This is a genomic window from Cupriavidus sp. FW216-B1, assembly GCF_058789195.1.
Genome location: NZ_JBYTEL010000008.1, coordinates 17,214 through 42,877, shown reverse-complemented (window position 1 = coordinate 42,877; position 25,664 = coordinate 17,214). Strand labels below are relative to the sequence as shown.

The following is a 25,664-nucleotide window of genomic DNA, read 5'->3' as shown; positions in this document are numbered from 1 at the left end:
GGCGTGGTGCGGCTTCAGCGCACGATGCCGCGCTGGGTGGCGGCAATGAAGTCGAGGAAGCCCTGCAGCGGCGCGCTGGCGCTGCCGTCCGACTGGGCGATCAGTTGCGCGATCTCGCCGCGCGCGGCCTCGAAGCTCAGGTCCGACTTGTAGAGCACCTTGTAGGCCTGGCGCAGCGCGGCGATCTGCGCGGCGTCGAAGCCGCGGCGGCGCATGCCTTCGACGTTGATGCCGTGCGGCGTGGCCTTGTTGCCGCCCTTGTCGCCGGCGGCGATCACGAACGGCGGCAGGTCCTGCACCAGCGCCGAGGCGCCGCCCAGCATGGCGTGGGCGCCGATGCGCACGAACTGGTGCACGCCGCTCATGCCGCCGAGGATGGCCCAGTCGCCCACCTGCACGTGGCCGGCGATCTGCGCGTTGCTCGAGAACACCGTGTGGTTGCCCACGCGGCAGTCGTGCGCGATATGCACGTAGGCCATGATCCAGTTGTCGTCGCCGATGCTGGTCACGCCGCGGTCCTGCACCGTGCCGGTGTGGATGGTGGTGAATTCGCGGATGGTGTTGCGGTCGCCGATCTCGAGCCGGGTCGGCTCGTTGCGGTACTTCATGTCCTGCGGCATGCCGCCGACCGAGGCATACGGCCCGATGCGATTGTCCGCGCCCACCGTGGTGTGGCCTTCGATGGTGGTGTGCGCGCCCACCTGGGTGCCGCTGCCGAGACGCACGTTGGGACCAATGATCGAGAACGGCCCGACGGTCACGTCGGCGGCGAGCTCGGCCTTGGGGTCGACCAGTGCGCTGGGATGGATTTGCGTCATGCGTCCTGTCCTATGGTCTGAGTGGGAGAGATGGAACGGTCAAGGCCGGTGCCGGGACTGCCCGGCGGCGCCGGACGGCGCGCGCTGCCGGGGCGCGGGCGCCCCGGCGAGGCGCGATCACTCGGCCTGCTTGACGGTACACATCAGCTCAGCTTCGCAAGCCACCTTGTCGTCCACGGTGGCGAACGCCTTGAACTTCCAGATGCCGCGGATGTAGCGCTCCACCGACACGTTCATGTGCAACTGGTCGCCCGGCGTCACCACCTGCTTGAAGCGGGCGCCGTCGATGCCGACGAAGTAGTACAGCGCGCCTTCCTTGCGCTCCATCTCGGCGCCGAAGGTCAGCAGGCCGGCCGACTGCGCCAGCGCCTCCAGGATCATCACGCCCGGCATCACGGGATGGCCGGGGAAATGGCCCTGGAAATAGGGTTCGTTGATCGTGACGTTCTTGAGCGTCTTGATGCGCTTCTGCGGCTCGAGCTCGAGCACGCGGTCCACCAGCAGGAACGGGTAGCGATGCGGCAGCAGCTTGAGGATCTTCTGGATATCGATGTCGGCTGCGGTCATGATGATTTCTCTTCGGTATGCTGTGTAGGATTGCCGGCCTGGCCACGCAGGCGTTTCTCGAGCTGCACCACGCGCTCGCGCAACTTGGTGAGCCCGCGCACGATGGCCGCGTTGCGCTCCCAGTCGCCGTGCGGCAGGAACGGGAACACGCTGGTGAAATGGCCGCCGGGCTTGGTGATGGATTTGGTGATCGACGTGCCGCCGGACACCGTGGTGCGGTCCGCGATGTTCAGGTGGCCGGCAAAATTGGCCGAACCGCCGATCACGCAGAAACGGCCCACCTTGGTGCTGCCGGCGATGGCCGCGCAACCCGCGATCACAGTATGCGCGCCCACCCTGACGTTATGGGCGATCTGCACCTGATTGTCGAGCTTGCAGCCGTCCTCGACCACGGTGTCGGCCATCGCGCCGCGGTCGATCGCGGTGTTGGCGCCGACCTCCACGTCGTTGCCGAGCACCGCGCGGCCGGTCTGGGGAATCTTGACGTACTCGACGCCGGCCGGGCCGATGTCGGGCGCGAAGCCGAAGCCGTCGGCGCCCAGCACCACGCCGCTGTGCAGTATGCAGCGCATGCCGACCACGCACTGGTGGTAGACCGAGACGTTGGCGTAGATCAGCGTATCGTCGCCGATCTGCGCGCCGGCGCCGACGAAGCCGTTGGCCAGGATGCGCACGCGCTCGCCCAGCCGCGCGCCGCTCTCGATCACCACGTTGGGGCCGATGAAGCACGACGGCGGCACCACCGCGTCGGCCGCCACGCTGGCGCGCGGGTCGATGCCGGTGCGGTGGTCGGTGTTGGCGCGGCGCTCGAAGCCCTGCGCGATGCGGGCGAAGCACACGTAGGGATTGCGCGCGACCAGCCAGTTGCGGCCGTCGGCCTGCCCTTCGGCGCGGATGCGCTCGAGGTCGGCGGCCGAGACGATCACGGCGCCGGCCCGCGAGGCCAGCGCCTGCGCCAGGTAGAGCGGGTTGGAGAGGAACGAGAGCTGGCCGGGGCCGGCCTGGTCGAGCGGCGCGAGACCGTGCACGGCCAGGTCGGGATCACCCACAACCTGCGCGCCGGTATCGGTGGCGAGCTGACCCAGTGTGGGTGTTTGCATGGCAGTACTTCCTGGAGCGGCGGTAAAACGGGCAGCCAGCTTACTTGCTGGCGGCGGCGCTGTTGAGCGCCTTCATCACATCGTCGGTAATGTCGATGCGAGGATTGACGTAGACCGCTTCCTGCACGATCAGGTCGTACTTGCGCTGCTCGGCGAGCTGGCGGATCACGCGGTTGGCGCGCTCGAGCACCTGGGCCAGTTCCTCGTTGCGGCGCTGGTTCAGGTCTTCGCGGAATTCACGCTGCTTGCGCTGGAATTCGCGGTCGAGGTCGGCCACCTCGCGCTGGCGGCGCTGGCGATCGGCATCGGCCAGCACGGCGGTGTCCTTGTCGAGCTTGTCGGCGATGCCCTTGATCTTCTGCGCCATGTCCTGCAGGTCGCGGTCGCGCTTGGAGAATTCCTGCTCCAGCTTGACCTGGGCCTGCTTGGCGGGCACCGAGTCGCGCAGGATGCGTTCGGAGTTGACCGCCGCGATGCGGGCTTCCTGCGCCATCGCCGGGGCGGCGGCCAGCAGCGTGCCGGCGGCCAGCGCGGCCGTGGCCAGGCTCTTGATCAGTGGGAATGCTGTTTTCATGAATCGGATCCTCAATCCTCTTGGCTCTCTCTATCCTGTCTTGTCGAACTTCCGGTCTTCCGGTCTTTGCCGGCCTTCCCGGTCTTGCCGCAATCTGCTGTCCGCTGCCTGCTACCCGCTATTCGATGTCCGCCGTGCTCTGGTTCCGTCCGCCGTCAGAACGCGGTACCGATCTGGAACTGGAAGCGCTGCACCTGGTCGTCCGTGGACTTCTTCAGCGGGAAGCCCACGCTGACCTTGAGCGGACCGATCGGCGACAGCCAGGACATGCCCAGGCCGGTCGAATACTTCAGTTCGCTGAACAGCAGCGGCGCGCCTTCCTCGTACACGTTGCCGAAGTCGAAGAAGGTGAACAGGCGCAGCGTGCGGTCCACGCCCGAGCCCGGCAGCGGGAAGATGAACTCGACGTTGCCGATCATCTTGGACGCGCCGCCCACCGGGTTGCCGTTCTGGTCCTTCTTGCCCAGCGTGCTGGTCTGGTAGCCGCGCACCGAGCCGATACCGCCGGCGTAGAAGTTCTTGAACACCGGGAACGGCGTGGCGCCGTAGCCGTGGCCGTAGGCGACTTCGCCGTTGAAGGCCAGCGTGAAGGCCTTCGACAACGGGTAGAAGTACTGCTGCTGGACGCTGGCGCGGTAGTACTGCGTATCGCCGCCCGGCACGCCCACTTCGAGGTTGGCCTGCGTGTAGGGGCCCTTGGTCGGGACCAGCGCGCTGTCGCGGCGGTCGCGTGCCCAGCCGATCGTGAACGGGAAGTTGTTGATCGGATCGCCGCTGGTCTTGCCGACCTTCTGCAGCCACGCCGTGTACTGGCTCGGCGTGTTGGTCGAGGTGTACACCTGCGAGCGCTCGTAGCCGATGCCGAAGAACACGGTGTCGGTTTCCGAGAACGGCACGCCGAACTTGAAGCCGCCGCCCATCGACACGATCTTGTAGTCCTCGTCGCCGGTGTAGTACAGCGGGCGGGACGTGCGGTAGAACACGTCGGTCGAGCGGCTGATGCCGTCCACCGTGAAATACGGGTCGTACTGCGTCAGCGAGATGGTGCGGAAGGACTTGGCGGTGTTTACGTCCAGGCCCAGGCTGGTGCCGGAGCCGAACACGTTGTCCTGGCGCAGGCCGGCCTGCAGCACCAGCTTGTCGGTCGAGGAGAAGCCCAGGCCCAGGCTGATCTGGCCGGTCGGCTTCTCGGTCACGTTGACGTTCACGTCCACCTGGTCGGGCGCGCCGGGCACGTCCTCGGTGGTGATGTTGGTGTCGGTGAAGTAACCGGTGCGGTTGATGCGGGCCTGCGACTGCGTCAGCTTCTCGCTGTCGAACCACGAGCTTTCCATCTGGCGCATCTCGCGGCGCACCACTTCGTCGCGGGTCTTGCTGTTGCCCACCACGTTGACGCGGCGCACGTAGACGCGGCGGCCCGGGTCGACCAGCAGGGTCAGCGCGACTTCGCGCTTTTCCTTGTCGATCGCCGGCTGCGGGTTGATGGTGGTGAAGGCGTAGCCGTAGGTGCCCAGCAGGTCGGTGATGGCCTTGGTGCTCTGGGTCAGCTTCTCCGACGAGAAGATCTCGCCCTTCTTGAGCTGGAGCAGCTTTTCCATCTCGGGCTGCTTGCCGAGCAGCTCGCCGGCCAGGCGCACGTCGGACACCTTGTACTGCTCGCCTTCCTTGATGTTCAGCGTCAGGAAGATGTCCTTCTTGTCCGGCGTAATCGAGACCTGGGTGGACTCGATGGCGAACTCGAGGTAGCCGCGGTTCAGGTAGTACGAGCGCAGCGCTTCCAGGTCGGCGGTGAGCTTCTGCTTGGAATAGAGGTCGTTCTTGGTGTACCAGGACAGCCAGTTCGGCGTCGACAGCTGCATTTCGTCGCGCAGCGTGCTTTCCTTGAAAGCCTTGTTGCCGACGATATTGATCTGGCGGATCTTGGCGACCGGGCCTTCGTCCACGTTGAACACCACCGACACGCGATTGCGGTCCACCGGGGTGATCGTGGTCTGCACGTCGGCCGCGTAGTAGCCGCGCGCCACGTACTGGCGCTTGAGCTCCTGCTCGGCCTTGTCGATCAGCGCCTTGTCGTAGTACCGGGCCTCGGCCACGCCGACCGCGCGCAGCGAGCGGCGCAGGGTGTCCTTGTCGAATTCCTTGATGCCGACGAACTCGAGCTGGGAAATGGCCGGGCGCTCCTCGACCTGGACCACCAGCACGCCGTCTTCGGAGCGGATCTGGACGTCCTTGAAGAAGCCGGTGTTGTAGAGCGCGCGAATCGCTTCCGCGCCCTTGTCGTCGCTGAAGGTCTCGCCGACCTTGACCGGCAGGTAGCCGAACACCGTGCCGGGCTCGACCCGCTGCAGGCCCTCGACGCGGATGTCCTTGACCACGAATGGCTCCGCGGCCCAACCGACGGGGGTCCAGGCCGCGATGATGGCACTCGCCAGCACGCTCAGCGAGATGCGCTTATGTCTGATCAATCTTGATCCCCTCTTTGATTCCATGCAGGATTGCGCTCCGATGCTTCACGGGGCCGCGCCCTGTCGGCATGCGGCGCGCGAGGTGCCGGTGACACCTGCGGACCGCCGCCGGCAACGTGCGTCTAGCCGCGCGCAAGAAACAGCCGGCTGACGTCGTTGAACAAGGCGAGCGAAGTCAGGAGCAAGACGCAGGCGATGCCGACCTTCTGCAGCACAGCCTGCCAGTGGTCTGGTACGGGCCTGCCAGTCAAAAATTCAACGCAATAATACAGCAAATGCCCCCCATCCAATACCGGAATGGGTAACAAATTCAACACACCGAGGCTGACGCTGACCAGCGCCAGGAAGCCGACGAAGGGCTGCCAGCCGAGGTGGGCGGCACGCCCGGCGTAGTCCGCCACGGTCAGCGGACCGCTCAGGTTCTGCAGCGAAGCCTGCCCCACCAGCATCTTGCCGAGCAGCTTGAGCGACAGCGCGCTGGTGCTCCAGACCTGCCCCGCCGCGCGGCTGATGGCCTCGGCCGGCTGGTAGCGCACGGTCTCCATTTCCACCGACTGGCTCAGCGCGGCGCCAAGCTTGCCGGTGGCCGCCGCGCCGGCGCTGGCGCCGTCCGGGGGCGCCACCGCGTCCAGCTTCACCGGCACGTCCAGGCGCTGGCCGCCGCGCTCGATGCCGAGCACCACCTCGGCGCCGGGCCGGGCCCGCACGCCGCGGATCAGCTCGCCGGCCTGGGTCAGCGGGCCGCCCTGCCAGGCCACCACGCGGTCGTCCTTGCGCAGGCCGGCGCGCTGCGCGGCGGAATCGGGCAGCACCTCGGTGATCGTCACCGGGCCGCCCTTGAGCGCCAGGCCCAGGATGGCCAGCGGGTCTTCCTCGGGATTGCCGCCGGTGTTGGGCAGCCGCGCCAGCCTGAGGTCGCGCTCGGCGCCGTCGGGCGCGCGCAGGCGCAGCACCGCGCTGGCGTCGCCGAAGCCCTGGGCGAACACCGCCATGCGCAGGTCGTTCCAGGAGCGCACCTGCTCGGTCTCGCCGTTGGCCTGCAGCGACAGCACGCGGTCGCCCTCGCGCAGCCCGGCCTGGGCCGCGGCCGTGCCGGCCGGCGGCGCGGCCACCACCGGCGCCGGCTCGCGCATGCCGCCGGCGAACAGCACGAAATACAGCACGATCGCCAGCGCGAAATTGGCCAGCGGGCCGGCCGCCACGATGATGAAGCGCTTGCCTACCGGCTGGCGGTTGAACGCGCGCGGCAGGTCGGCCGGGTCGATGGCGGGGTCCTGCGCGGGATCGCGCTCGCGCTCGTCGAGCATCTTGACGTAGCCGCCCAGCGGGATCGCGGCGATGGTCCACTCGGTGCGGTCGCGGCTGCCGGAGACCCAGCGCAGCAGCGGCCGGCCGAAGCCGATCGAGAAGCGCAGCACCTTGACGCCGCACAGGCGCGCGGCCAGGTAGTGACCCATTTCATGGAAATAGATCAGGATGCACAGGGCAACGACAAAGGCGATTACGGTTTGCATGGCAGGCAGCTTGTCGTCAGGGGCGCGGGCCCCGATGGCGTGAAGGATACGCCGGGCCGCCGGCCCGGCACCCCGCTGCCCGGCGGCGGCGGGTGGCCGGTGGCGGCCGGCTTGCCGCTATTGTCGCCGATCCCGCCGGCGGCCCCGCCAAACTCAGCACGAGCCCCGGTTTTCCAGCAGCTCGCCGGCGCGGCGGCGCGCGTCCTGGTCCGCGCCCAGCACGGCTTCCAGCGTGCCGGCATTACCGCCCGGGGCGCGCTCGAGCACGCCCGCGACCACGCGCGCGATGTCGGTGAAGCGGATCCGGCCCTGCAGGAAGGCCTCGACCGCGACCTCGTTGGCCGCGTTCAGCACCGCCGGCGCCAGTCCGCCCGCGCGCAGCGCGTCGAACGCCAGGCCCAGACACGGGAAGCGCACGAGGTCCGGGATCTCGAAGCTGAGCGCGCCGGCGGTGGCCAGGTTCAGCGGCGACACGCCCGCGTCGATGCGCTCGGGATAGGCCATGCCGTAGGCGATCGGCGTGCGCATGTCGGGGTTGCCGAGCTGCGCCAGCACCGAGCCGTCGGCATACGACACCATCGAGTGCACGATGCTCTGCGGGTGGATCAGCACCTCGATGCGCTCGGCCGGCGCGCCGAACAGCCAGTGCGCCTCGATCACCTCCAGGCCCTTGTTCATCATGGTGGCGGAGTCCACCGAGATCTTGCGGCCCATCACCCAGTTCGGGTGGGCGCAGGCCTCGTCGGGCGTGATGTCGTGCAGCGAGTCCGGGTCGCGCGTGCGGAACGGCCCGCCCGAGGCGGTCAACACCACCTTGGCCACGCCGGCACGGTAGCGCGGGTCGTCGGCCGGCAGGCACTGGAAGATGGCGTTGTGCTCGCTGTCGATCGGCAGCAGTGTGGCGCCGTGCTCGCGCACGGCATCCATGAAGATGCGCCCGGACATCACCAGCGCTTCCTTGTTGGCCAGCAGCACGCGCTTGCCCGCGCGCGCGGCGGCCAGCGACGGGCGCAGGCCGGCGGCGCCGACGATGGCGGCCATCACCGCGTCCACCGCGGCGTCGGTGGCGACCGCCTCCAGCGCGGCCTCGCCGTAGCCGACCTCGGTCTTGATGCCGTCGGCGCGCAGCAGCGCCTGCAGTGCGGCGGCGGCCTCGGCCGTGCCCATCACGGCATGCGCCGGGCGGAACTCGCGGCACAGGGCCGCCAGCTTGTCCACTTGCCGGTGCGCCGTCAGCGCATGCACGGCGTAGCGCTCGGGATGGCGCTTGATGACATCAAGCGTGCTGTCCCCGATCGAGCCGGTGGCACCCAGGACGGTAATACGACGCATATCAGATCAACTCAAAGATAGATGGCCAGCAAGGCGGCCAGCGGGAAAACGGGAAGCAGCGCGTCGATGCGGTCGAGCACGCCGCCGTGGCCGGGTAGCAGCCGGCTGCTGTCCTTCATGCCGACCTGGCGCTTGAGCAGCGATTCGAACAGGTCGCCGACCACGCTGGCGATCACCAGCAGCGTGGCCAGCAGCGCCACGATGGCCAGGCCGCCGTGGTCGGCCATGCGCGAGAACCAGGTCGGGGAAAATGCGTGGGTGGCGGCCAGCGCGAGCGAGATCGCCAGCGCCAGCGCCCAGCCGCCGAGCGCGCCCTCCCAGGACTTGCCCGGGCTGATCGACGGCGCCAGCTTGCGCCGCCCGACGGCCTTGCCGACGAAATAGGCGCCGATGTCGGCCGCCCACACCAGCACCGCCACCGACAGCAGCACGCCGATGCCCAGTCCTCGCAGGACCAGGGTGGCATGGCCGAAGGCCGGCAGCATGAACAGGCCGAGCACCACGCCCAGCACCGTGAAACCCGGCGTGGCGCGGCGCACGCCGCGCGCCAGCAGCACCACGGCCACGCCCCAGCAGGCCACGCCGATCTGCAGCAGGCGGGTAAGCGCATCGGGGCCGGACAGCGCCTGCCAGCCGGCCAGCGCCAGCAGGCAGGCCAGCGCGTAGACGTAGGGCCAGAACCCGCGCAGCCCGATCAGGCGGCCGAACTCCCAGCCCCCGAGCAGCACGATCACCGCCACCAGGCCGGCCAGCGCCGACGGCGGCGCCAGGAACAGGATCGGCAGGATCAGCAGCAACAGGCATACGGCGGTGATGACACGGGTAAGGAGCATGCGCTGCGGGAGTCCCGGTAGAGGATGAATGAGGTCCGGGCGGCGGCTTCAGGCCGTGCCCGACAACCCGGATGGCGCCACCACCTGCGCGCTGGTGCGGCCGAAGCGGCGTTCGCGCTGGCGGTACGAGGCGAAGGCCTTGTCGAGCTCGGCGGCGTCGAAATCGGGCCAGAACACTTCGGTGAAATAAAGCTCCGAGTAGGCAAGCTGCCACAGCAGGAAATTGCTGATGCGCTGCTCGCCGCCGGTACGGATGAACAGGTCCGGCTCGGGCGCGTAGGCCATCGCCAGGTGCGGCGCCAGCACGGATTCGTCGACCGCCTCGGGGTCGAGCATGGGCGAGCGCTGCAGCATCTTACGCATGGCCTGCAGCAGGTCCCAGCGGCCGCCGTAGTTGGCGGCGATGGTCACGGTCAGGCCGGTATTGCCGGCCGTGCGCGCCTCGGCGTCGGCGATCAACTGCTGGATGCGCGGGCTGAAGCGGGCCAGGTCGCCCACCACGCGCACGCGGATGTTGTTGGCGTGCATCTTGACCACCTCGCGGCGCAGGGCGGTCATGAACAGCCGCATCAGAAACGAGACCTCGTCGGCCGGGCGGCGCCAGTTCTCCGAGCTGAAGGCGAACAGGGTCAGGTATTGCACGCCCCGCGCCGCGCACGCCTCGACCACCGCCCGGACTGCATCCAGGCCACGGCTGTGGCCGGCAACGCGCGGCAGGTGCCGCTGGGTCGCCCAGCGGCCGTTGCCATCCATGATGATGGCAACGTGGCGGGGCACATAGGTGGCTTCGGGGACGCCGAGCGTGGAACTGATGTGATGCATGGTGGGAAACGGTACCGGACACGGCGGCGGCTGGCAAGCCGCCACCGGGCGCGTCACACCGTCATGATCTCCTTGTCCTTCTCGGCGACCATCCTGTCGATCTCGGCGACGAACTTGTCGGTCAGCTTCTGCACCTCGTCCTGGCCGCGGCGCTCGTCGTCCTCGGAAATGGCCTTGTCCTTGACCAGCTTCTTGAACTGCTCGTTGGCGTCGCGACGCAGGTTGCGCACGGCGACCTTGGCGCCCTCGGCCTCGCCCTTGACGACCTTGGTCAGTTCCTTGCGGCGCTCCTCGGTCAGCATGGGCATCGGCACGCGGATGACGTCGCCCATCGTGGACGGGTTCAGGCCCAGGTCGGCATCGCGGATCGCCTTCTCGACCGCGCCCACCATCTTCTTTTCCCACGGCTGCACGCTGATGGTACGGGCATCGGCCAGACCCACGTTGGCCACCTGGCTGATCGGCACCGGCGAGCCGTAATAATCGACCTGCACGTGGTCGAGCAGACCCGTGTGCGCACGACCAGTGCGAATCTTGGCCAGGTCGGCCTTGAACGCTTCGATGGTCTTCTGCATCTTCTGCTCGACGCTCTTCTTGGTGTCGGCGACGCTCATCTTTACCTCCGGGAAAAACGGGTAATCATGACCCCGGATGCCGGGATCGAAAATGAATCATTCTACTCTTTGCCGCGGCCCGCGCTACCCCGCGGGGTAGCGCCCTGCCCGCGGCGCCGGGCAGCCTTTCACACGTGCACCAGCGTGCCTTCGTCCTCGCCCAGGATGACGCTCCTGAGCGCGCCGGGCTTGACGATCGAGAACACCTTGATCGGCAGCTTCTGGTCGCGGCACAGGGCGAACGCGGTGGCGTCCATCACCTGCAGGTTGCGCGAGATGGCCTCGTCGAAGGAAATCGTGGTGTAGCGCGTGGCGCTCGGGTCTTTCTTGGGGTCGGCGGTGTAGACGCCGTCCACCTTGGTCGCCTTGAGCACGATCTCGGCGCCGATCTCGGCGCCGCGCAGCGCCGCGGCGGTGTCGGTGGTGAAGAACGGGTTGCCGGTGCCGGCGGCGAAGATCACCACCTTGCCCTCCTCGAGCTGGCGGATGGCGCGCGGACGGATATAGGGCTCGACCACCTGGTCCATGCGCAGCGCGGACTGCACGCGGCCTTCGATGTTGGCGTGGCGCATGGCGTCCTGCAGCGCCAGCGCGTTCATCATGGTGGCCAGCATGCCCATGTAGTCGGCCGTGGCGCGGTCCATGCCCGCCGCCCCGCCGGCCACGCCGCGGAAGATGTTGCCGCCGCCGATCACCACCGCGACCTGCACGCCGAGCTTCACGATCTCGGCAATGTCGTTGACCATGCCTTCGATGGTGGAGCGGTTGATGCCGAAGGCATCGTCGCCCATCAGGGCCTCGCCGGACAATTTCAGTAGGACGCGCTTATAGGCAGGCATAGGGATTCCCGGAGCTGGTCCGGCTCGTTCTGTCGAGCCGGATATTTTGGATGCAGACTTGATGCAGGCGGACGGCGCCAACCGGCGCGCCGCCGCCAGGAAAGCCGGTTTTCGGGGTAGCCTGGCTGCGGCATGGCAGGCCAGACGACTGCGGAAACAGGCTATGAAAACCAACCGTGGCGGCCGCCGCCCGCGCCAGTGCGCGCGCCGCGGCCGTCATTTGTGCCGAGGGGCACCTCGCGGTGCCCCTCGGCATTATACGGCGGCCCTTTCGTGCCCTGCCGCACCGTGGCGCGGACGGGGCGGACCGCCCGGACTTCAGCCCTTCTGGGCGGCTGCCACCTGGGCGGCCACTTCGGCGGCGAAATCGTCCTGCTTCTTCTCGATGCCTTCGCCGACCACGTACAGGGTGAAGCCCTTGACCGCGGTGTTGGCGGCCTTGAGCATCTGCTCGACGGTCTGCTTGTCGTTCTTCACGAAGGTCTGGTTCAGCAGCGACACTTCCTTCAGGTACTTCTGCACCGAGCCGTCCACCATCTTGGCGACGATCTCGGCCGGCTTGCCCGATTCGGCGGCCTTCTGCTCGGCGATGCTGCGCTCCTTGGCGATCAGCTCGGCGGGCACGTCGGCCGACGACAGCGACACCGGCTTCATCGCCGCCACGTGCATGGCCACGTCCTTGGCGGCCACTTCGTCGCCGTCGAACTCGACCATCACGCCGATGCGGGTGCCGTGCAGGTAGGCGGCCAGCTTGCCGCCGTTGGCATAGCGGGCGAAGCGGCGGATCGCCAGGTTCTCGCCGATCTTGCCGATCAGCGCGGTGCGGGTGGCTTCCACCGACACGCCGTCGATTTCCAGCGCCGACAGGGCGGCCACGTCGGCCGGGTTCTGCTTGGCGACCAGCTCGGCGACCTTGGCCGAGAAGGCCAGGAAGTCGTCGTTCTTCGACACGAAGTCGGTTTCGCAGTTCAGTTCGACCAGCGCGCCGGTGGTGCCGTCGATGAAGGACACCACCACGCCTTCGGCGGTCACGCGCGAAGCGGCCTTGCTGGCCTTGTTGCCGAGCTTGACGCGCAGCAGTTCTTCAGCCTTTTCCAGGTTGCCGTCGGCCTCGGTCAGGGCCTTCTTGCATTCCATCATCGGCGCGTCGGTCTTCGCGCGCAGTTCTGCCACCATGCTTGCGGTAATTGCCGCCATTTGTCACTCCTTGAATGGTTCGCACCGGCCTGCCCCGCTGGGTCTGGCGGGCCCCGGCCGGCGGTATGCTCAAACTTCACCCGCGACGGATCATGCCTGCGGCGGATGACAACAATTCAAAAAAAGGGGGCGTAACTTCCGCCCCCTTGTGTGCCGGAAAGCCCCGGCTGCGCGCAGAACCGGCTCCGGGCCGGTCGGCTAGCGATGATGGTCGGCTACTCTTGCGCGCGGGGTCCTTTCGGCAGCGGGCTTCAGGCTTCTTCGACTTCGACGAATTCGTCGCCGCCGCGGGCGGCTTCAACCACGTCCTGCACCGCGTTGGCGCGGCCTTCCAGGATCGCGTCGGCCACGCCGCGCACGTACAGGGCCACGGCCTTGCTCGAGTCGTCGTTGCCGGGGATCACGTAGTCGATGCCTTCGGGCGAGTGGTTGGTGTCGACCACGCCGATCACGGGAATGCCCAGCTTGTTGGCTTCGGTCACGGCGATCTTGTGGTAGCCGACGTCCACCACGAAGATGGCGTCAGGCACGCCGCCCATGTCCTTGATGCCGCCGATGGACTTCTGCAGCTTGTCCATTTCGCGCTCGAACATCAGCGCTTCCTTCTTGCTCATGGTTTCCAGCGCGCCGGCTTCCTTGGCGGCTTCCATGTCCTTGAGGCGCTTGATCGAGATCTTGACGGTCTTGAAGTTGGTCAGCATGCCGCCGAGCCAGCGGGCGTCGACGTAGGGCATGCCGGCGCGGCCGGCTTCTTCAGCGAGGATTTCGCGCGACTGGCGCTTGGTGCCCACGAACAGCACGGTGCCGCGGTTGGCTGCCAGCTGACGCACGTACTTCAGCGCGTCCTGGAACATCGGCAACGTCTTTTCGAGGTTGATGATGTGGATCTTGTTGCGATGGCCGAAGATGAACGGTGCCATCTTGGGGTTCCAGAAGCGGGTCTGGTGGCCGAAGTGGCAACCGGCTTCCAGCATTTCGCGCATGGTAACGGACATGAAAATTCTCCAAAAGGGTTAGGTCTGAAGTCCGCCCCGACATTCCTCAACAGGAACACCCCGGATGGACGGACTCGCGATTTCACGATCTCTGGCTTCCCGATGCAGCGCCGAACGCACATTCGACATGCATTTGACATTGCACCCGACAATACCCGGCGCGAGCAGAACGACTGCAAACGACGGCATCGCCACGCCCGAAGGCGGTCATGAGAAAGCCAGCCCAAGATTGTAGCAACAAAACCGGACTTCGCTCAAGGGGGCCGGTACTGTGACGGCACGGTGGCGGTGCCGGGCCAATGCGTCCGGCATGCGCCCCGCCCCCGCGCCCGCCAGGCCCGGCCGGGGCGCCCCGGCGGCCCATTTTGGCTGCGGCAGGGGCGCGATGGTGCGATAATCCGGTCTTTCAGATTCGACTTGAGGCGCAGCCAGTGGCTTCGCCGCCACTTTTGCGAGCAGCATGAGCATCCATATCAAGAACGCCGACGATATCGCCCAGATGCGGGTAGCGTGCCGGCTGGCCTCCGAGGTCCTCGACTACATCACGCCCTTCGTCAAGCCCGGCGTCACCACCGGCGAGATCGACCGGCTGTGCCACGCCTATATGCGCGACGTGCAGGGCACCGTGCCGGCGCCGCTGAACTACGCCCCGCCCGGCTACCCGCCCTTCCCCGGCGCGATCTGCACCTCGGTCAACGACGTGATCTGCCACGGCATCCCGGGCGAGCGCGTGCTGAAGTCCGGCGACGCGATCAACCTGGACATCACCGTCATCACCAAGGAAGGCTACTACGGCGACACCAGCCGCATGTTCATCGTCGGCGAAGGCTCGATCCTGGCCAAGCGCCTGGCCCAGGTCACGTTCGAATGCATGTGGAAGGGCATCATGCAGGTGCGCCCCGGCGCCCACCTCGGCGACATCGGCCACGTGATCCAGGTCCACGCGGAAGGCGCCGGCTACAGCGTGGTGCGCGAATACTGCGGCCACGGCATCGGCAAGAACTTCCACGAAGACCCGCAGGTGCTGCACTACGGCCGCCCCGGCACCGGCATGGAGATCCAGCCCGGCATGATCTTCACGATCGAGCCGATGGTCAACGCCGGCAAGCGCGAGATCCGCACCATGCCCGACCACTGGACCGTCAAGACGCGCGACCGCAGCCTGTCCGCGCAGTGGGAGCACACCATCCTGGTGACGGAGACCGGCTACGACGTGCTCACCGTCTCGGCGGGCACGCAGGCGCCGCCGGCCTTCGTCACCGATTCCGTCGCAGCCTGACGCTACCCCGGGCGCCAAGTTGGCGCCCTTCTTGTTTCAGCCGCCGCTTCGCTGTTTCGCTGTTTCGACGCTTCATCGTTTCGCCGTTTCTTCGTCGCTCCCCAGCAACCCATCGCCCTTTCGATCTCCCAAGCCCAAGTCATGGACGCCACGCCGGAACTCATCCTCGCCACCCGTGTTCGCGATCAGCTGAAAGCCGGCAAGCAGGCCGTGTTCGACGACTTCAGCGCGCACGGCCACGTCGGCCACCTGCTCACGCGCCTGCGGCGCGCGGTGGACGCCGCGCTGGTCGAGGCCTGGCGCGGGCTGGCCCTGCCGGCGCAGTGCGCGCTGGTGGCCGTGGGCGGCTACGGGCGCGGCGAGCTGTTCCCGTACTCGGACGTGGACGTGCTGCTGCTGCTGCCGGCCGAGCCCGACGACGACACCGCGCGCCGGCTGGAGAAATTCATCGGCCTGTGCTGGGACCTCGGGCTGGAGATCGGCTCGGCCGTGCGCACCGTGGACGACTGCATCCGCGAGTCGCGCCAGGACGTCACCATCCAGACCTCGCTGCTCGAGGCGCGCCTGCTGACCGGCAACCGCAAGCTGTTCGCCGAGCTGCAGACGCGCTACCAGGCCGACCTCGACCCGCGCGCGTTCTTCCAGGCCAAGCTGCTGGAAATGCGCCAGCGCCACGCCAAGTACCAGGACACGCCCTACGCGCTCGAGCCCAACAGCAAGGAAAGCCCGGGCGGCCTGCGCGACCTGCAGGTGATCCTGTGGATGACCAAGGCGGCCGGCTTCGGCGACAGCTGGAAGGAGCTGTTCGAGCGCGGCCTGCTGAGCGAGCGCGAGGCGCAGGAACTGCAGCGCAACGAGCGCCTGCTCAAGACCATCCGCGCGCGCCTGCACCTGGTGGCCGGGCGCCGCCAGGACGTGCTGGTGTTCGACCTGCAGACCGCGCTGGCCGAATCGTTCGGCTACCGCCAGAACAACAACAAGCGCGCCAGCGAGCAGCTGATGCGGCGCTACTACTGGGCCGCCAAGGCGGTCACCCAGCTCAACAGCGTGCTGCTGCTCAACATCGAGGCCATGCTGTTCCCCAGCGAATCCAAGGTGACGCGCGTCATCAACGAGCGCTTCGTGGAACGCCAGGGCATGCTGGAGATCACCAGCGACGACCTCTACGAGCGCGAGCCGCACGCCATCCTCGAAACCTTCCTGGTGTACGAGCGCACGCCCGGCGTCAAGGGCCTGTCGCCGCGCACGCTGCGCGGCCTGTACAACGCGCGCACGGTGATGGACGCGCACTGGCGCAACGACCCCGAGAACCGCCGCCTGTTCCTGGCCATCGTGCAGGAGCCGCAAGGCATCACGCACGCGCTGCGCCTGATGAACCAGACCAGCGTGCTGGGCCGCTACCTGAGCAATTTCCGCCGCATCGTCGGCCAGATGCAGCACGACCTGTTCCACGTCTACACGGTGGACCAGCACATCCTCATGGTGGTGCGCAACATGCGGCGCTTCGCCGTGGTCGAGCACACGCACGAGTTCCCGTTCTGCAGCCGGCTGATGGCCACCTTCGACCGCCCCTGGGTGCTGTGGGTGGCGGCGCTGTTCCACGACATCGCCAAGGGCCGCGGCGGCGACCACTCCAAGCTCGGCACCGCCGACGCGCGCCGCTTCTGCAAGCAGCACGGCATCGCGCGCGAGGACACCGACCTGATCGCCTGGCTGGTCGAGCACCACCTGACCATGAGCCACGTGGCGCAGAAGCAGGACCTGACCGACCCGGACGTGATCCACGCCTTCGCCCGCGTGGTCGGCAGCGAGCGCTACCTGACCGCGCTCTACCTGCTGACCGTGGCCGACATCCGCGGCACCAGCCCCAAGGTGTGGAACGCGTGGAAGGGCAAGCTGCTCGAAGACCTCTACCGCATCACGCTGCGCGTGCTCGGCGGCGCCCGCGTCGACCCGCACTCGCTGTGGTCGCAGCGCAAGGAAGACACCATCGCGCAACTGCGCCTGAAGGCCTTCGACCCCGAGCTGGGCAAGCCGCTGTGGGCCCAGCTCGACGTGGCCTTCTTCCTGCGCCACGACGCGCGCGACATCGCCTGGCTCACGCGCCACCTCTACGACAAGGTCGACGGCGACGCGCCGGTGGTCAAGGCGCGCGTGTCCGCCGCCGGCGAAGGCATGCAGGTGGCGGTCTACGTCAAGGACCAGCCCGACGTGTTCACGCGCATCTGCGGCTACTTCGAACGCAAGAGCTTCTCCATCCAGGAAGCCAAGATCCACACCACCCGCCACGGCTACGCGCTCGACACCTTCCAGGTCACCGACCCCGGCATCGGCAGCGCGGCCAGCGGCAACTACCGCGACATCATCGCGCTGGTCGAGCACGAGCTGGCCGAGCGCCTGCGCCCGAACGCGCCGCTGCCGGAACCCTCGCAAGGGCGGCTGTCGCGCCAGTCGCGCAGCTTCCCGATCAAGCCGCGCGTGGACCTGCGCCCCGACGAGCGCGGCCAGTACTACCTGCTGTCGCTCTCGGCCAACGACCGCACCGGCCTGCTGTACGCGATCTCGCGCGTACTGGCCAAGCACCGCATCTCGGTGCATACCGCCCGCATCAACACGCTCGGCGAGCGGGTGGAAGACGTTTTCCTGGTCGACGGCAGCCGCCTCGCCTCGGACAACAAATTGCAGCTACAGCTTGAACAGGACCTGCTGGCGGCGCTGGCCATCTAGGCCGGACGCCCCGCATTGAAGATATGACCGATGACACTTCGCCCAAGCGCAAGACGCTGGGCATCAAGACCGCGCCCGCCGGCAACACCCGCAAGCCCACCCGGCCGGTGCGGGTGTCCGACCTGAACCGCCAGCGCGTGCGCGCCGTGGTCGACGGCATCAAGCAGGCCCAGGAGCGCGCCGGCGGCGCGCGCAGGAAACCCGAGGACGGCGCGCAGCGCCCCGCGCGCGGCCCGCGCACCGGCGAAGGCGACAACCGCCAGCGCAACTTTGGCCCGCGCGAGGGCGACGACCGGCCGCGCCGTTTTGGTCCCGGCGAAGGCCAGGACCGCCCGCGCCGCTTTGGTGGCGAAGGCGACAATCGCCAGCGCAACTTCGGCCCGCGCGAAGGCGACGACCGTCCGCGCCGTTTCGGTCCCGGCGAAGGCCAGGACCGCCCGCGCCGCTTCGGTGGCGAAGGCGACAATCGCCAGCGCAACTTCGGCCCGCGCGAAGGCGACGACCGGCCGCGCCGTTTCACGCCCGGCGAAGGCCAGGACCGCCCGCGCCGCTTCGGCGGCGAAGGCGACAATCGCCAGCGCAACTTCGGCCCGCGCGAGGGCGACGACCGGCCGCGCCGTTTTGGCCCCGGCGAAGGCCAGGACCGGCCGCGCCGTTTCGGCGGCGAAGGCGACAACCGCCAGCGCAACTTCGGCCCGCGCGAGGGCGATGACCGGCCGCGCCGTTTTGCTCCGGGCGAAGGCCAGGACCGGCCGCGCCGTTTCGCCCCCGGCGAGAACAATGACCGCCCGCGCCGCCCGCACGACGGCGGCCAGCGCGACTACCGCGGCGGCCGGCCGGAACGCGCGCAGCAGACCGAGCGTCCGGTGCGCGCCGAGCGCCCCGCGCCCGCGCCGCAGGCGCCGCGCGCCGAAGACGGCGCCGACGGCCTGGTGCGGCTGTCCAAGCGCATGTCGGAACTGGGCCTGTGCTCGCGCCGCGAAGCCGACGAATGGATTCCGCGCGGCTGGGTGCTGGTCGACGGCCAGCCCGTGACCGAGCTCGGCTCGCGCGTCGGCCCGGACGCCAATATCGAGATCCACCAGGCCGCGCGCTCCGAGCAGGGCGAGCGCGTGACCGTGCTGCTGCACAAGCCGGTAGGCTATGTGTCGGGCCAGGCCGAGGACGGCTACGAGCCGGCCGCGGTGCTGTTCGCGCCCGAGAACCAGTGGGAGCAGGACCCCACCCGCAAGCGCTTCGCGCCGTGGCAGCGCAAGAGCCTAGCCCCCGCCGGCCGGCTCGACATCGACTCCACCGGCCTGCTGGTGCTGACCCAGGACGGCCGCGTGGCGCGCCACCTGATCGGCGAAGACTCCACCGTGGAGAAGGAATACCTGGTGCGCGTGCAGTGGGAATCGCCGCAGGGCCTGGTCGAGCGCAATATCTCGAACCTCTTCCCCGCCGAGCTGATCGAGAAGCTGCGCCACGGCCTGTCGCTCGACGGCGAGGCGCTCAAGCCGGCCAAGGTGAGCTGGCAGAACGAGGAGCAGCTGCGCTTCGTGCTGCGCGAAGGCAAGAAACGCCAGATCCGCCGCATGTGCGAGCAGGTCGGGCTCAAGGTGGTCGGCCTCAAGCGCGTGCGCATGGGCCGCATCGTGCTGGGCGACCTGCCGGTCGGCCAGTGGCGCTTCCTCGGCCCGTTCGAGAAGTTCTGAGCCGCGCGGCCTGAACCCGATGGCGGCGGCTGCCGGCGAGGCGGCTTATACGTATGCCGCCTGGTCCTGCGCCGCGCCGGCAACCGCATCGGCGCCACGCAGCGGGTATGCCGGCAGCAGGATGTCCGCCGGCGGACCTGCCGGCCTCGGGCCCCGGTCCTCGTCGGGCGCCAGCCCGAGGTCCGGAAAAGCGGGTTCGCCGGCCGCGCGGCACCCGGCGGAATCGGTCGCATCGGCAGCCTCGGTCGCATCGGCAGCCTCGGCGAAGCACGCCCGGAACAGCCGCATCGCGGTCGATTCATGAACGCTCTTGCGCCGGATGAACAGCGTCGGAGCCCTGGCGATCTCCGGGGCGATCTCATGCACCGCGAGCCGCTCCCTTAGCGACGATTTCTCGACCACGCTGAGGGGAAGGACCGTGATGCCGACATCGGCCCCCACGCATCCGAGTATCCCTTCCAGCGTTCCGAATTCAAGGCGCTGATAGCTCGGCCTGCCAAGCTGCGCGAGCAGTTGTTCGAGGCGCTGCCGATAGGAGCAGCCCATCCTGAACATGAGTGCCGTCAACGGGACCGACTCATCGTGAAGGTCGGATAAGCCGCGGCAGCGCCGCGACGTCACCAGCACCAGCTTCTCCTCGTAGGCCTGCTCCGCCGCCAGTAACGGGTGGTCGATCGGACCGGCGACGAAGGCGCCCTCTACTTCGTTGTCCAGCACCTTGCGGACCAGTTCGGCGGTCGGGCCGGTCCACACTTCGAGTTCCACGGCGGGACATTTCGCGTGATAGGCCGCCAGCACTTCGGGCAGGCGGACCGCCACGGTGGTTTCCATCGTGCCAATGGCCAGGCGTCCCCGCGCCTCGCCGTCGTCGCGCGCGGCCTTCGTCGCCTCCTGAAGCAACGCCACGGCGCGTGCCGCATACGGCAGGAGCCGCATGCCGGCACTGGTCAGCGCGACACCGCGGCTGTGCCGCTCGAACAGCGGCAGCCCCACCTCTTCCTCGAGACTCTTGACCCGGTTCGTGACGTTGGACTGAACCGTGTGCAGCTCCCTGGCCGCGCGCGTAATGCTCGCATGGCGCGCAACCGTGGCGAACGTGATCAGGTCGTTGACTTCCATGGTCCGGCATCCCTCAAACAGATTGCGAGGCTTCGAGCGAAGACTGTTTCGGAGATGGGAAGCAAACGGCATGCCAATTCTTTCTTCCAGGCCGGCCGGCCCTTCGCCGTACAGGCTGCCACGCGGATGGCCGAACGCCACGCGACGCGCGGCTTCGCTTTTGGTGCGCAAGTGCCCGCAGCTGCCTTGACGCGCCCCATCTTGGTTCCTGCTTGCGCACGGTTGCGTGTCATCTCTTTGGCAGATCGCTTCCATCGAATTTAACCGTTTCTCCGAACCCCGCGACCTTGCCCATGATGTCGGTCAACGTCAGGTACGGAAGGGCGGACCTGCCAGGCAACGGCATCGCGTGCCGCGAATGCCGGGTTGCCTCCCGGGACCGGCGTTCCGGATCTGCGTTCCCGATCTAGCCACTGTTGTATCTATGGAGGTCTTCATATGGACAATCTTGCCGCGGCCGAGGCTGAGGAGCCCCTGGGTTTCAGCCTGTCATTGACGGCATTGCAGGTGCTCGTCTATTTCACCTTTCTCCTGACGAGTTGTTTTGCCGCGGATTCGCTGCGGGCGACCGTGCCCGGGACCGGCCTGCCCGCGTCGTTCGTCGCCGGGCTGCTGGTGATCGCCTGCGGCACCCTGCTGACGGTCGTCTACGTCCGGCGCATCGATGCGAGCGCGAGCGGAGAGAAAGAATGAAAAAGCGAATACTCGCGATATTTCTCGCCGCCGCCGCGACCCGTGCCGTGGCAGCGCAATCCTCCTCCGTGGGCACGGCCAGCATCACTTCGCTCGCCCTGTTCGTGGCAGTCATTGCCATGACCCTTGGCATCACCTGGTGGGCGGCAAGACAGACGAAGTCGGCCAGCGATTTCTATGCCGCCGGCGGCCGCATCTCCGGGTTCCAGAACGGGCTGGCCATCACCGGCGACGCGCTCTCCGCCGGCGCCTTGCTGGGCCTGACCGGCCTGGTTTTTTCCAGCGGCTTCGACGGCCTGGTCTACGCGATCGGCTACACCACCGGCTTGCCCATCGTGGTTTTCCTGATGGCCGGCAAGCTGCGCAAGCTCGGCAAGTACACCTTCACCGATGTGGTCTGCGCCAGGCTCAGCGGCAATGCGGTACGGGTCTTCTCGGCCTGCGCCTCGCTGATCATCGTCGCCTTTTATCTCATCGCGCAGATGGTCGGCGCGGGGCAACTCGTGCAGTTGCTGTTCGGCATCGACTATACCTACGCCATCCTCCTGGTCGGCGTGCTGATGGTCATGTATGTCGTGTTCGGCGGAATGATGGCCACCACCTGGGTACAGATCGTCAAGGCCGTGTTGATGCTGAGCGTCGGCGTGATGATCTGCGTGCTCGTGATGTCCCGGTTCGGCTTCAGCATGAGCGAACTGTTGCAGAAGTCCGTCGCCGTGCATCCGGGCAAGGACGGCATCCTGATCCCGCAGGCCCTGGCGCGGGACCCCGTCTCCGGCCTCTCGCTGGGCATCGCGCTGATGCTGGGCACAGCGGGACTTCCGCATGTTCTCATGCGCTTCTTCACCGTGCCCGATGCCAGGGCGGCGCGCAGTTCGGTGTTGTGGGCCACCGTGTTCATGAACAGCTTCTACGCCATGATGTTCATCATCGGTTTCGGGGCACTGGCGCTGCTGCGCCAGCATCCTGAATATCTGGATGCGAAGGGCGCGCTGATCGGCGGGGGCAACACCGCGGCACTCCACCTGTCGCACCTGCTCGGGGGCGACATCATGTTCGGGGCGGTGTCGGCCATCGCCTTCGCCACGATTCTGGCCGTCGTCGCCGGGCTCACGCTTTCCGGCGCCTGCGCGATCAGCCACGACATCTACGGCGCGCTGTTCAGGAAGCCGGGCTCCGACTCGCCGGACGAGATCCGGATCGTGCGGGTGGCAAGCGTCGTGCTCGGCGCGCTGGCGATCCTGCTCGGCATCGCTTTCCGCAACCAGAACGTGGCCTACATGATCAGTCTCGCGTTCTCGATTGCGTGCTCTTCGACATTCCCGGTGCTGATCCTGGCCATCTACTGGAAGAAGATGACCTCGGCCGGCGCGGTCGTGGGCGGCGGTATCGGCCTGGCGTCGTCGCTGCTGCTCACCATCCTCGGGCCGTCCGTGTGGGTGAAGGTATTGGGCCACGCGCAGCCGGCCTTTCCCATCGACCCGCCGGCACTGATCACCGTACCGCTTGCCTTCGCGGCATGCGTCATCGCCTCCCTGGCGACGCAGCGTCCGGTGCGGCAACGGCTTGAAGCCGCGGCCTGAAGCGCCCGCCGCCGGCAGGCTTCCGAACCCGCCATCCTTCCTGCGCAGGAAAGATGGCCGACAGCCATCGACTGCATCGGGACCAGCCCTGCCTGGACGTGCATGACGGCTCGAACCGCAAACTGAAAAAAGAAGGAACACACAGCATGAGCAATGCAGACATCGACAGCGGAAACGGGCGCACGGGCGCCTTCGCGGAACTCATGGCCATTCGCGCCGGACAACCGCTGACACAAGGGGAGGTGACGATCACCGGAGAAGATCCGCTGTTCCAGTCCCCGTTCCGCATCGGTGCAACGTCCGCCGACGTCCTGGCGGCCCGCGCGGTGGCCGCCAACGACCTGTGGGAACTCCGGACCGGCCGGCGCCAGTCCATCGGCGTGGACGTGCGGGCCGCCGCCGCAACCTCGCTGGCCGGGGGCGACATGACGCTCAGGCGCGATGCGCAAGGCCGCTATCAGCCGATACCCTCGTCGCCGGAACTCAGGCACATGATCTCGCTCACGCAACCCTGGCGCGCCGCCGATGGCCGCTGGGTCTTGCCACACACCAACCTGCCCCATCTGGAGCGGCGCGTGCTGGACGTGCTGGACTGCGAGAGCACCCCGGCGTCGGTCGCCGCGGGCGTGGGCCGCTGGAACTCGGACGAACTGGAGGACGCCATCGCGCGAGCGCTGGCTTGCGCCGGCAAGATCCGCACGCCGCAGGAATGGCTGGCACACCCGCACGGGGCCTACCTGGCATCGCGCCCGGTCGTGGAGATCACCAAGCTGGCGGACGGCGCCCCGCAGCCGCTGCCTGCCGGCAGCCAGCCGGCCTCGGGCATCCGGGTGCTGGACCTGACGCGCATCCTGGCCGGCCCGACGGCCGGCCTCGGCATGGCCGAGCACGGCGCCGACGTGCTGATGGTCACGGCGCCATCGCTGCCCCAGGTGCCGGCCTTCGTGCGCGACACCAGCCACGGCAAGCGCAGTTGCTTCCTCGACTTCGACCGCGCCGACGAGGCCCGGCGGCTGCGGGAGCTGGTGCGGGAAGCCGACGTCTTCATCGACGGTTATCGGCCGCGCCGGCTCGAAGCCCACGGCTTCGGCGTCGATGAACTGGCGCGGCTGCGTCCCGGACTCGTGCACGTCAGCGTCAACTGCTACGGCTCCGGCGGCCCGTTTGCCGACCGCGCGGGCTGGGACCAGGTGGCCCAGGCAGTGACCGGCATCTGCCACACCCAGGGCATCGCCACCGGCGCCGGGCAGCCCAGGCTGACACCGGTCTTCATGTGCGACTTCCTCACCGGCTTCCTCGGCACGTTCGGCGCGATGATCGCGCTGGCGCGCCGTGCCCGGGAAGGCGGAACCTATCGGGTGCAGGTGTCGCTGTGCCAGTCCGCCATGCTGTTGCAGCGGCAGGGGCTCCTGCAGCATTTCGACCATGCGCCGGGCCGCCTGTCGCGCGAGGAATTCGAAGCGCTCTCGGTATGCGACGACAGTACCTGCTGGGGCGATCTGAAGAGCCTGGGGCCGGTGATCCGCATGTCCGAAACCCCGCCCCGCTGGTTCGGCACGACGCCCCGGCTCGGCGACAACAAGGCGCAATGGCTTGCGCGCTGATGCCCGGCGCCCGCCACGGCCCGCGGGACCGGCATAAGAAGTCGTTTCAAGAAAAGATCCTGGCGTCGTTGCGTGGCACGGCAAGTACTACCTGTACTGCCGCGCGCACCGCTGCGCAGGCGGATCGCGATGCGATCCGAGTTCCCTGCTCCGCCCCAGCCAGGACCGCTTCATCTTGAAACGCCCCCCGGAACCGGACGGGCCGTCAGCGCATCTTCAGCCCAGCCGCGCGCCGACCAGCGCCACGGCCTGCTGCCACACCTCGCGCTGCCCGGCCAGGTAGTCCTGCGCGGCCATGCCGGTCAGCGCGACCGGCTCGGCGCCGTCCGCGTGCAGGCGCTCGTGCAGCGCGGGCGCCGCCAGCACGCGGCCGAGCCGCTCGACCAGCGCCATGCGCTGCGGCGCCGTCCAGCTGGACGGCGCCAGCACGCCATACCAGGCCTGCTGCGCCATGCCGGCAATGCCGAACTCCCCGAACGTCGCCACCTGCGGCGCCAGCGCGCTGCGCCGCGTGCCGGTCACGGCCAGCGCGCGCAGCCGGCCCTGGCGCATCAGCGGCAGCGAGGCCTGCAGCGTGCTGACCAGCACCGGCACGTAGCCGCCCTGCAGGTCGGTCATGGCGCGGGCGCTGCCGGGATACGGGATGTGCGTCATCTGCACGCCCGCCTGGCGGCACAGCAGCTCGCCGACCAGGTGCGCGCTCGAGCCGATGCCGAGCGAGGCGTAGCCGATCTCGCCGGGGTGCCTGCGCGCGTCCTCCAGCAAGGCGGGCAGGTGCATGGCCGGCGCCGAGGCCGAGGACAGCAGCACGTGCGGCGTGCTGGCGATGATGGCCAGCGGCATCAAGGACAGTGGCTGGGCCTGCGCCAGCAGCGGCGCGATGCTGACCGAGCCCACCGTGCCGAGCAGCAGCGTGGGCCGCGCGGCGCTCGCGCGGGCCGCCTCGTGCAGCGCGATCTGCCCGGCCGCGCCGGGACGGTTCTCCACCACGGTGAGGCTGCCGTCCTGGCTGAGGGCGTCGGCCACCAGCCGCGCCACGTGGTCGGCGCCGCCGCCGGCGCCATAGCCGACCAGCAGCCGGCAAGCCGGCTCGGCGGCATGGGCGGGAGCGCGGTACAGGCCCAGCGCGGCGGCCGCCGACAGGCCGGCCAGCGCGCCAAGCTGGCGCCGCCGCGCGGCGTCGGCCGGCGGCAGCGAGGCGGGAAACGGGGAAAAGCGGGACGGGCAGGTGCGCGGCGGTGGATCGCCAGCGCCCGGGCCCCAGGAGAAAGGCATGACGGCGACGGAAAAGTGCG

General features: G+C 68.4%; 20 protein-coding genes and 1 pseudogene. 6 read left to right on the top strand and 15 right to left on the bottom strand.

Annotated elements, in window-relative coordinates; genetic code table 11:
• Positions 1-14 precede the first annotated feature (14 nt).
• The 13 genes from lpxA to rpsB all read right to left on the bottom strand — a co-directional run bounded on the left by lpxA (position 15) and on the right by rpsB (position 13,670).
• Positions 15-818, bottom strand: coding sequence for an acyl-ACP--UDP-N-acetylglucosamine O-acyltransferase (gene lpxA, locus AC3WXD_RS18200; RefSeq protein ID WP_020203934.1), 804 nt, complete (start codon positions 816-818; stop codon positions 15-17).
• 117 nt (positions 819-935) lie between these two features.
• Positions 936-1,385, bottom strand: coding sequence for a 3-hydroxyacyl-ACP dehydratase FabZ (fabZ, locus tag AC3WXD_RS18195; protein ID WP_020203935.1), 450 nt, complete (start codon positions 1,383-1,385; stop codon positions 936-938).
• The gene (gene lpxD, locus AC3WXD_RS18190) at positions 1,382-2,485 is read right to left on the bottom strand and encodes a UDP-3-O-(3-hydroxymyristoyl)glucosamine N-acyltransferase (protein WP_020203936.1); all 1,104 of its coding nucleotides are present in this window, start codon (positions 2,483-2,485) and stop codon (positions 1,382-1,384) included. The genes fabZ and lpxD overlap by 4 nt, the downstream gene beginning before the upstream one ends.
• 40 nt (positions 2,486-2,525) lie before the next feature.
• Positions 2,526-3,059, bottom strand: a complete 534-nt coding sequence (locus AC3WXD_RS18185) for an OmpH/Skp family outer membrane protein (protein WP_059412811.1) — start codon at positions 3,057-3,059, stop codon at positions 2,526-2,528.
• Positions 3,060-3,214: 155 nt separating this feature from the next.
• The gene (gene bamA, locus AC3WXD_RS18180) at positions 3,215-5,548 is read right to left on the bottom strand and encodes an outer membrane protein assembly factor BamA (RefSeq protein ID WP_492324352.1); all 2,334 of its coding nucleotides are present in this window, start codon (positions 5,546-5,548) and stop codon (positions 3,215-3,217) included.
• 98 nt (positions 5,549-5,646) lie between these two features.
• The gene (rseP, locus tag AC3WXD_RS18175) at positions 5,647-7,038 is read right to left on the bottom strand and encodes an RIP metalloprotease RseP (RefSeq protein ID WP_492324351.1); all 1,392 of its coding nucleotides are present in this window, start codon (positions 7,036-7,038) and stop codon (positions 5,647-5,649) included.
• Positions 7,039-7,191: 153 nt separating this feature from the next.
• Positions 7,192-8,370: a 1-deoxy-D-xylulose-5-phosphate reductoisomerase gene (locus tag AC3WXD_RS18170; RefSeq protein ID WP_059412813.1), complete on the bottom strand. Its 1,179-nt coding sequence runs from the start codon at positions 8,368-8,370 to the stop codon at positions 7,192-7,194.
• 11 nt (positions 8,371-8,381) lie between these two features.
• Positions 8,382-9,203: a phosphatidate cytidylyltransferase gene (locus AC3WXD_RS18165; RefSeq protein WP_492324350.1), complete on the bottom strand. Its 822-nt coding sequence runs from the start codon at positions 9,201-9,203 to the stop codon at positions 8,382-8,384.
• Between the two features lie 48 nt (positions 9,204-9,251).
• The gene (uppS, locus tag AC3WXD_RS18160) at positions 9,252-10,025 is read right to left on the bottom strand and encodes an undecaprenyl pyrophosphate synthase (RefSeq protein WP_020203942.1); all 774 of its coding nucleotides are present in this window, start codon (positions 10,023-10,025) and stop codon (positions 9,252-9,254) included.
• 53 nt (positions 10,026-10,078) lie between these two features.
• Positions 10,079-10,639 (bottom strand): ribosome recycling factor, encoded by a 561-nt coding sequence (frr, locus tag AC3WXD_RS18155; protein WP_020203943.1) that lies wholly within the window; start codon positions 10,637-10,639, stop codon positions 10,079-10,081.
• Positions 10,640-10,767: 128 nt separating this feature from the next.
• Complete coding sequence (pyrH, locus tag AC3WXD_RS18150) at positions 10,768-11,478, bottom strand: UMP kinase (protein ID WP_029043808.1); 711 nt, start codon at positions 11,476-11,478, stop codon at positions 10,768-10,770.
• A 318-nt stretch (positions 11,479-11,796) separates the two neighbouring features.
• Positions 11,797-12,675, bottom strand: a complete 879-nt coding sequence (gene tsf / locus AC3WXD_RS18145) for a translation elongation factor Ts (RefSeq protein WP_059412815.1) — start codon at positions 12,673-12,675, stop codon at positions 11,797-11,799.
• Positions 12,676-12,926: 251 nt separating this feature from the next.
• Positions 12,927-13,670, bottom strand: coding sequence for a 30S ribosomal protein S2 (gene rpsB, locus AC3WXD_RS18140; protein WP_020203946.1), 744 nt, complete (start codon positions 13,668-13,670; stop codon positions 12,927-12,929).
• Positions 13,671-14,127: 457 nt separating this feature from the next.
• Here rpsB and map point away from each other — a divergent pair.
• The 3 genes and pseudogenes from map to AC3WXD_RS18125 form a co-directional block, all read left to right on the top strand.
• Positions 14,128-14,949, top strand: a pseudogene (map, locus tag AC3WXD_RS18135) (type I methionyl aminopeptidase); the annotation flags it as partial.
• 141 nt (positions 14,950-15,090) lie between these two features.
• A complete protein-coding gene (locus AC3WXD_RS18130) occupies positions 15,091-17,676 on the top strand; it encodes a [protein-PII] uridylyltransferase (RefSeq protein WP_492324349.1) in 2,586 nt (861 codons plus the stop codon).
• Positions 17,677-17,699: 23 nt separating this feature from the next.
• Positions 17,700-19,370: a pseudouridine synthase gene (locus AC3WXD_RS18125; RefSeq protein ID WP_492324348.1), complete on the top strand. Its 1,671-nt coding sequence runs from the start codon at positions 17,700-17,702 to the stop codon at positions 19,368-19,370.
• Positions 19,371-19,415: 45 nt separating this feature from the next.
• Here the strand turns inward: AC3WXD_RS18125 and AC3WXD_RS18120 are convergent, their stop codons facing one another.
• Positions 19,416-20,489, bottom strand: coding sequence for a LysR family transcriptional regulator (locus AC3WXD_RS18120; protein ID WP_454731677.1), 1,074 nt, complete (start codon positions 20,487-20,489; stop codon positions 19,416-19,418).
• A 438-nt stretch (positions 20,490-20,927) separates the two neighbouring features.
• Here AC3WXD_RS18120 and AC3WXD_RS18115 point away from each other — a divergent pair, with 438 nt between their 5' ends.
• Genes AC3WXD_RS18115 through AC3WXD_RS18105 form a run of 3 tightly spaced genes read left to right on the top strand, consistent with a single transcriptional unit; the run spans position 20,928 to position 24,369 of the window.
• Positions 20,928-21,182, top strand: coding sequence for a DUF485 domain-containing protein (locus AC3WXD_RS18115; RefSeq protein ID WP_020204552.1), 255 nt, complete (start codon positions 20,928-20,930; stop codon positions 21,180-21,182).
• On the top strand, positions 21,179-22,765 hold the full coding sequence (locus tag AC3WXD_RS18110; RefSeq protein ID WP_043366978.1) for a sodium:solute symporter family transporter: 1,587 nt from the start codon (positions 21,179-21,181) through the stop codon (positions 22,763-22,765). Before AC3WXD_RS18115 ends, AC3WXD_RS18110 begins: the two co-directional genes overlap by 4 nt.
• Positions 22,766-22,818: 53 nt before the next feature.
• The gene (locus tag AC3WXD_RS18105; protein WP_492324347.1) at positions 22,819-24,369 is read left to right on the top strand and encodes a CoA transferase; all 1,551 of its coding nucleotides are present in this window, start codon (positions 22,819-22,821) and stop codon (positions 24,367-24,369) included.
• Between the two features lie 216 nt (positions 24,370-24,585).
• Here the strand turns inward: AC3WXD_RS18105 and AC3WXD_RS18100 are convergent, their stop codons facing one another.
• Positions 24,586-25,644 (bottom strand): Bug family tripartite tricarboxylate transporter substrate binding protein, encoded by a 1,059-nt coding sequence (locus tag AC3WXD_RS18100; RefSeq protein ID WP_492324346.1) that lies wholly within the window; start codon positions 25,642-25,644, stop codon positions 24,586-24,588.
• Between the last annotated feature and the right edge of the window lie 20 nt (positions 25,645-25,664).

Excerpts from the sequence above, each read along its gene's own strand:
- AC3WXD_RS18120 (WP_454731677.1), bottom strand. The coding sequence starts at position 20,489 with ATGGAAGTCAACGACCTGATCACGTTCGCCACGGTTGCGCGCCATGCG.
- AC3WXD_RS18130 (WP_492324349.1), top strand. The coding sequence starts at position 15,091 with ATGGACGCCACGCCGGAACTCATCCTCGCCACCCGTGTTCGCGATCAG.
- lpxD (WP_020203936.1), bottom strand. The coding sequence starts at position 2,485 with ATGCAAACACCCACACTGGGTCAGCTCGCCACCGATACCGGCGCGCAG.
- AC3WXD_RS18115 (WP_020204552.1), top strand. The coding sequence starts at position 20,928 with ATGGACAATCTTGCCGCGGCCGAGGCTGAGGAGCCCCTGGGTTTCAGC.
- lpxA (WP_020203934.1), bottom strand. The coding sequence starts at position 818 with ATGACGCAAATCCATCCCAGCGCACTGGTCGACCCCAAGGCCGAGCTC.
- tsf (WP_059412815.1), bottom strand. The coding sequence starts at position 12,675 with ATGGCGGCAATTACCGCAAGCATGGTGGCAGAACTGCGCGCGAAGACC.
- uppS (WP_020203942.1), bottom strand. The coding sequence starts at position 10,025 with ATGCATCACATCAGTTCCACGCTCGGCGTCCCCGAAGCCACCTATGTG.
- AC3WXD_RS18165 (WP_492324350.1), bottom strand. The coding sequence starts at position 9,203 with ATGCTCCTTACCCGTGTCATCACCGCCGTATGCCTGTTGCTGCTGATC.
- fabZ (WP_020203935.1), bottom strand. The coding sequence starts at position 1,385 with ATGACCGCAGCCGACATCGATATCCAGAAGATCCTCAAGCTGCTGCCG.
- AC3WXD_RS18170 (WP_059412813.1), bottom strand. The coding sequence starts at position 8,370 with ATGCGTCGTATTACCGTCCTGGGTGCCACCGGCTCGATCGGGGACAGC.
- AC3WXD_RS18125 (WP_492324348.1), top strand. The coding sequence starts at position 17,700 with ATGACCGATGACACTTCGCCCAAGCGCAAGACGCTGGGCATCAAGACC.
- AC3WXD_RS18185 (WP_059412811.1), bottom strand. The coding sequence starts at position 3,059 with ATGAAAACAGCATTCCCACTGATCAAGAGCCTGGCCACGGCCGCGCTG.
- pyrH (WP_029043808.1), bottom strand. The coding sequence starts at position 11,478 with ATGCCTGCCTATAAGCGCGTCCTACTGAAATTGTCCGGCGAGGCCCTG.
- frr (WP_020203943.1), bottom strand. The coding sequence starts at position 10,639 with ATGAGCGTCGCCGACACCAAGAAGAGCGTCGAGCAGAAGATGCAGAAG.
- bamA (WP_492324352.1), bottom strand. The coding sequence starts at position 5,548 with ATGGAATCAAAGAGGGGATCAAGATTGATCAGACATAAGCGCATCTCG.
- rpsB (WP_020203946.1), bottom strand. The coding sequence starts at position 13,670 with ATGTCCGTTACCATGCGCGAAATGCTGGAAGCCGGTTGCCACTTCGGC.
- AC3WXD_RS18110 (WP_043366978.1), top strand. The coding sequence starts at position 21,179 with ATGAAAAAGCGAATACTCGCGATATTTCTCGCCGCCGCCGCGACCCGT.
- AC3WXD_RS18105 (WP_492324347.1), top strand. The coding sequence starts at position 22,819 with ATGGCCGACAGCCATCGACTGCATCGGGACCAGCCCTGCCTGGACGTG.
- AC3WXD_RS18100 (WP_492324346.1), bottom strand. The coding sequence starts at position 25,644 with ATGCCTTTCTCCTGGGGCCCGGGCGCTGGCGATCCACCGCCGCGCACC.
- rseP (WP_492324351.1), bottom strand. The coding sequence starts at position 7,038 with ATGCAAACCGTAATCGCCTTTGTCGTTGCCCTGTGCATCCTGATCTAT.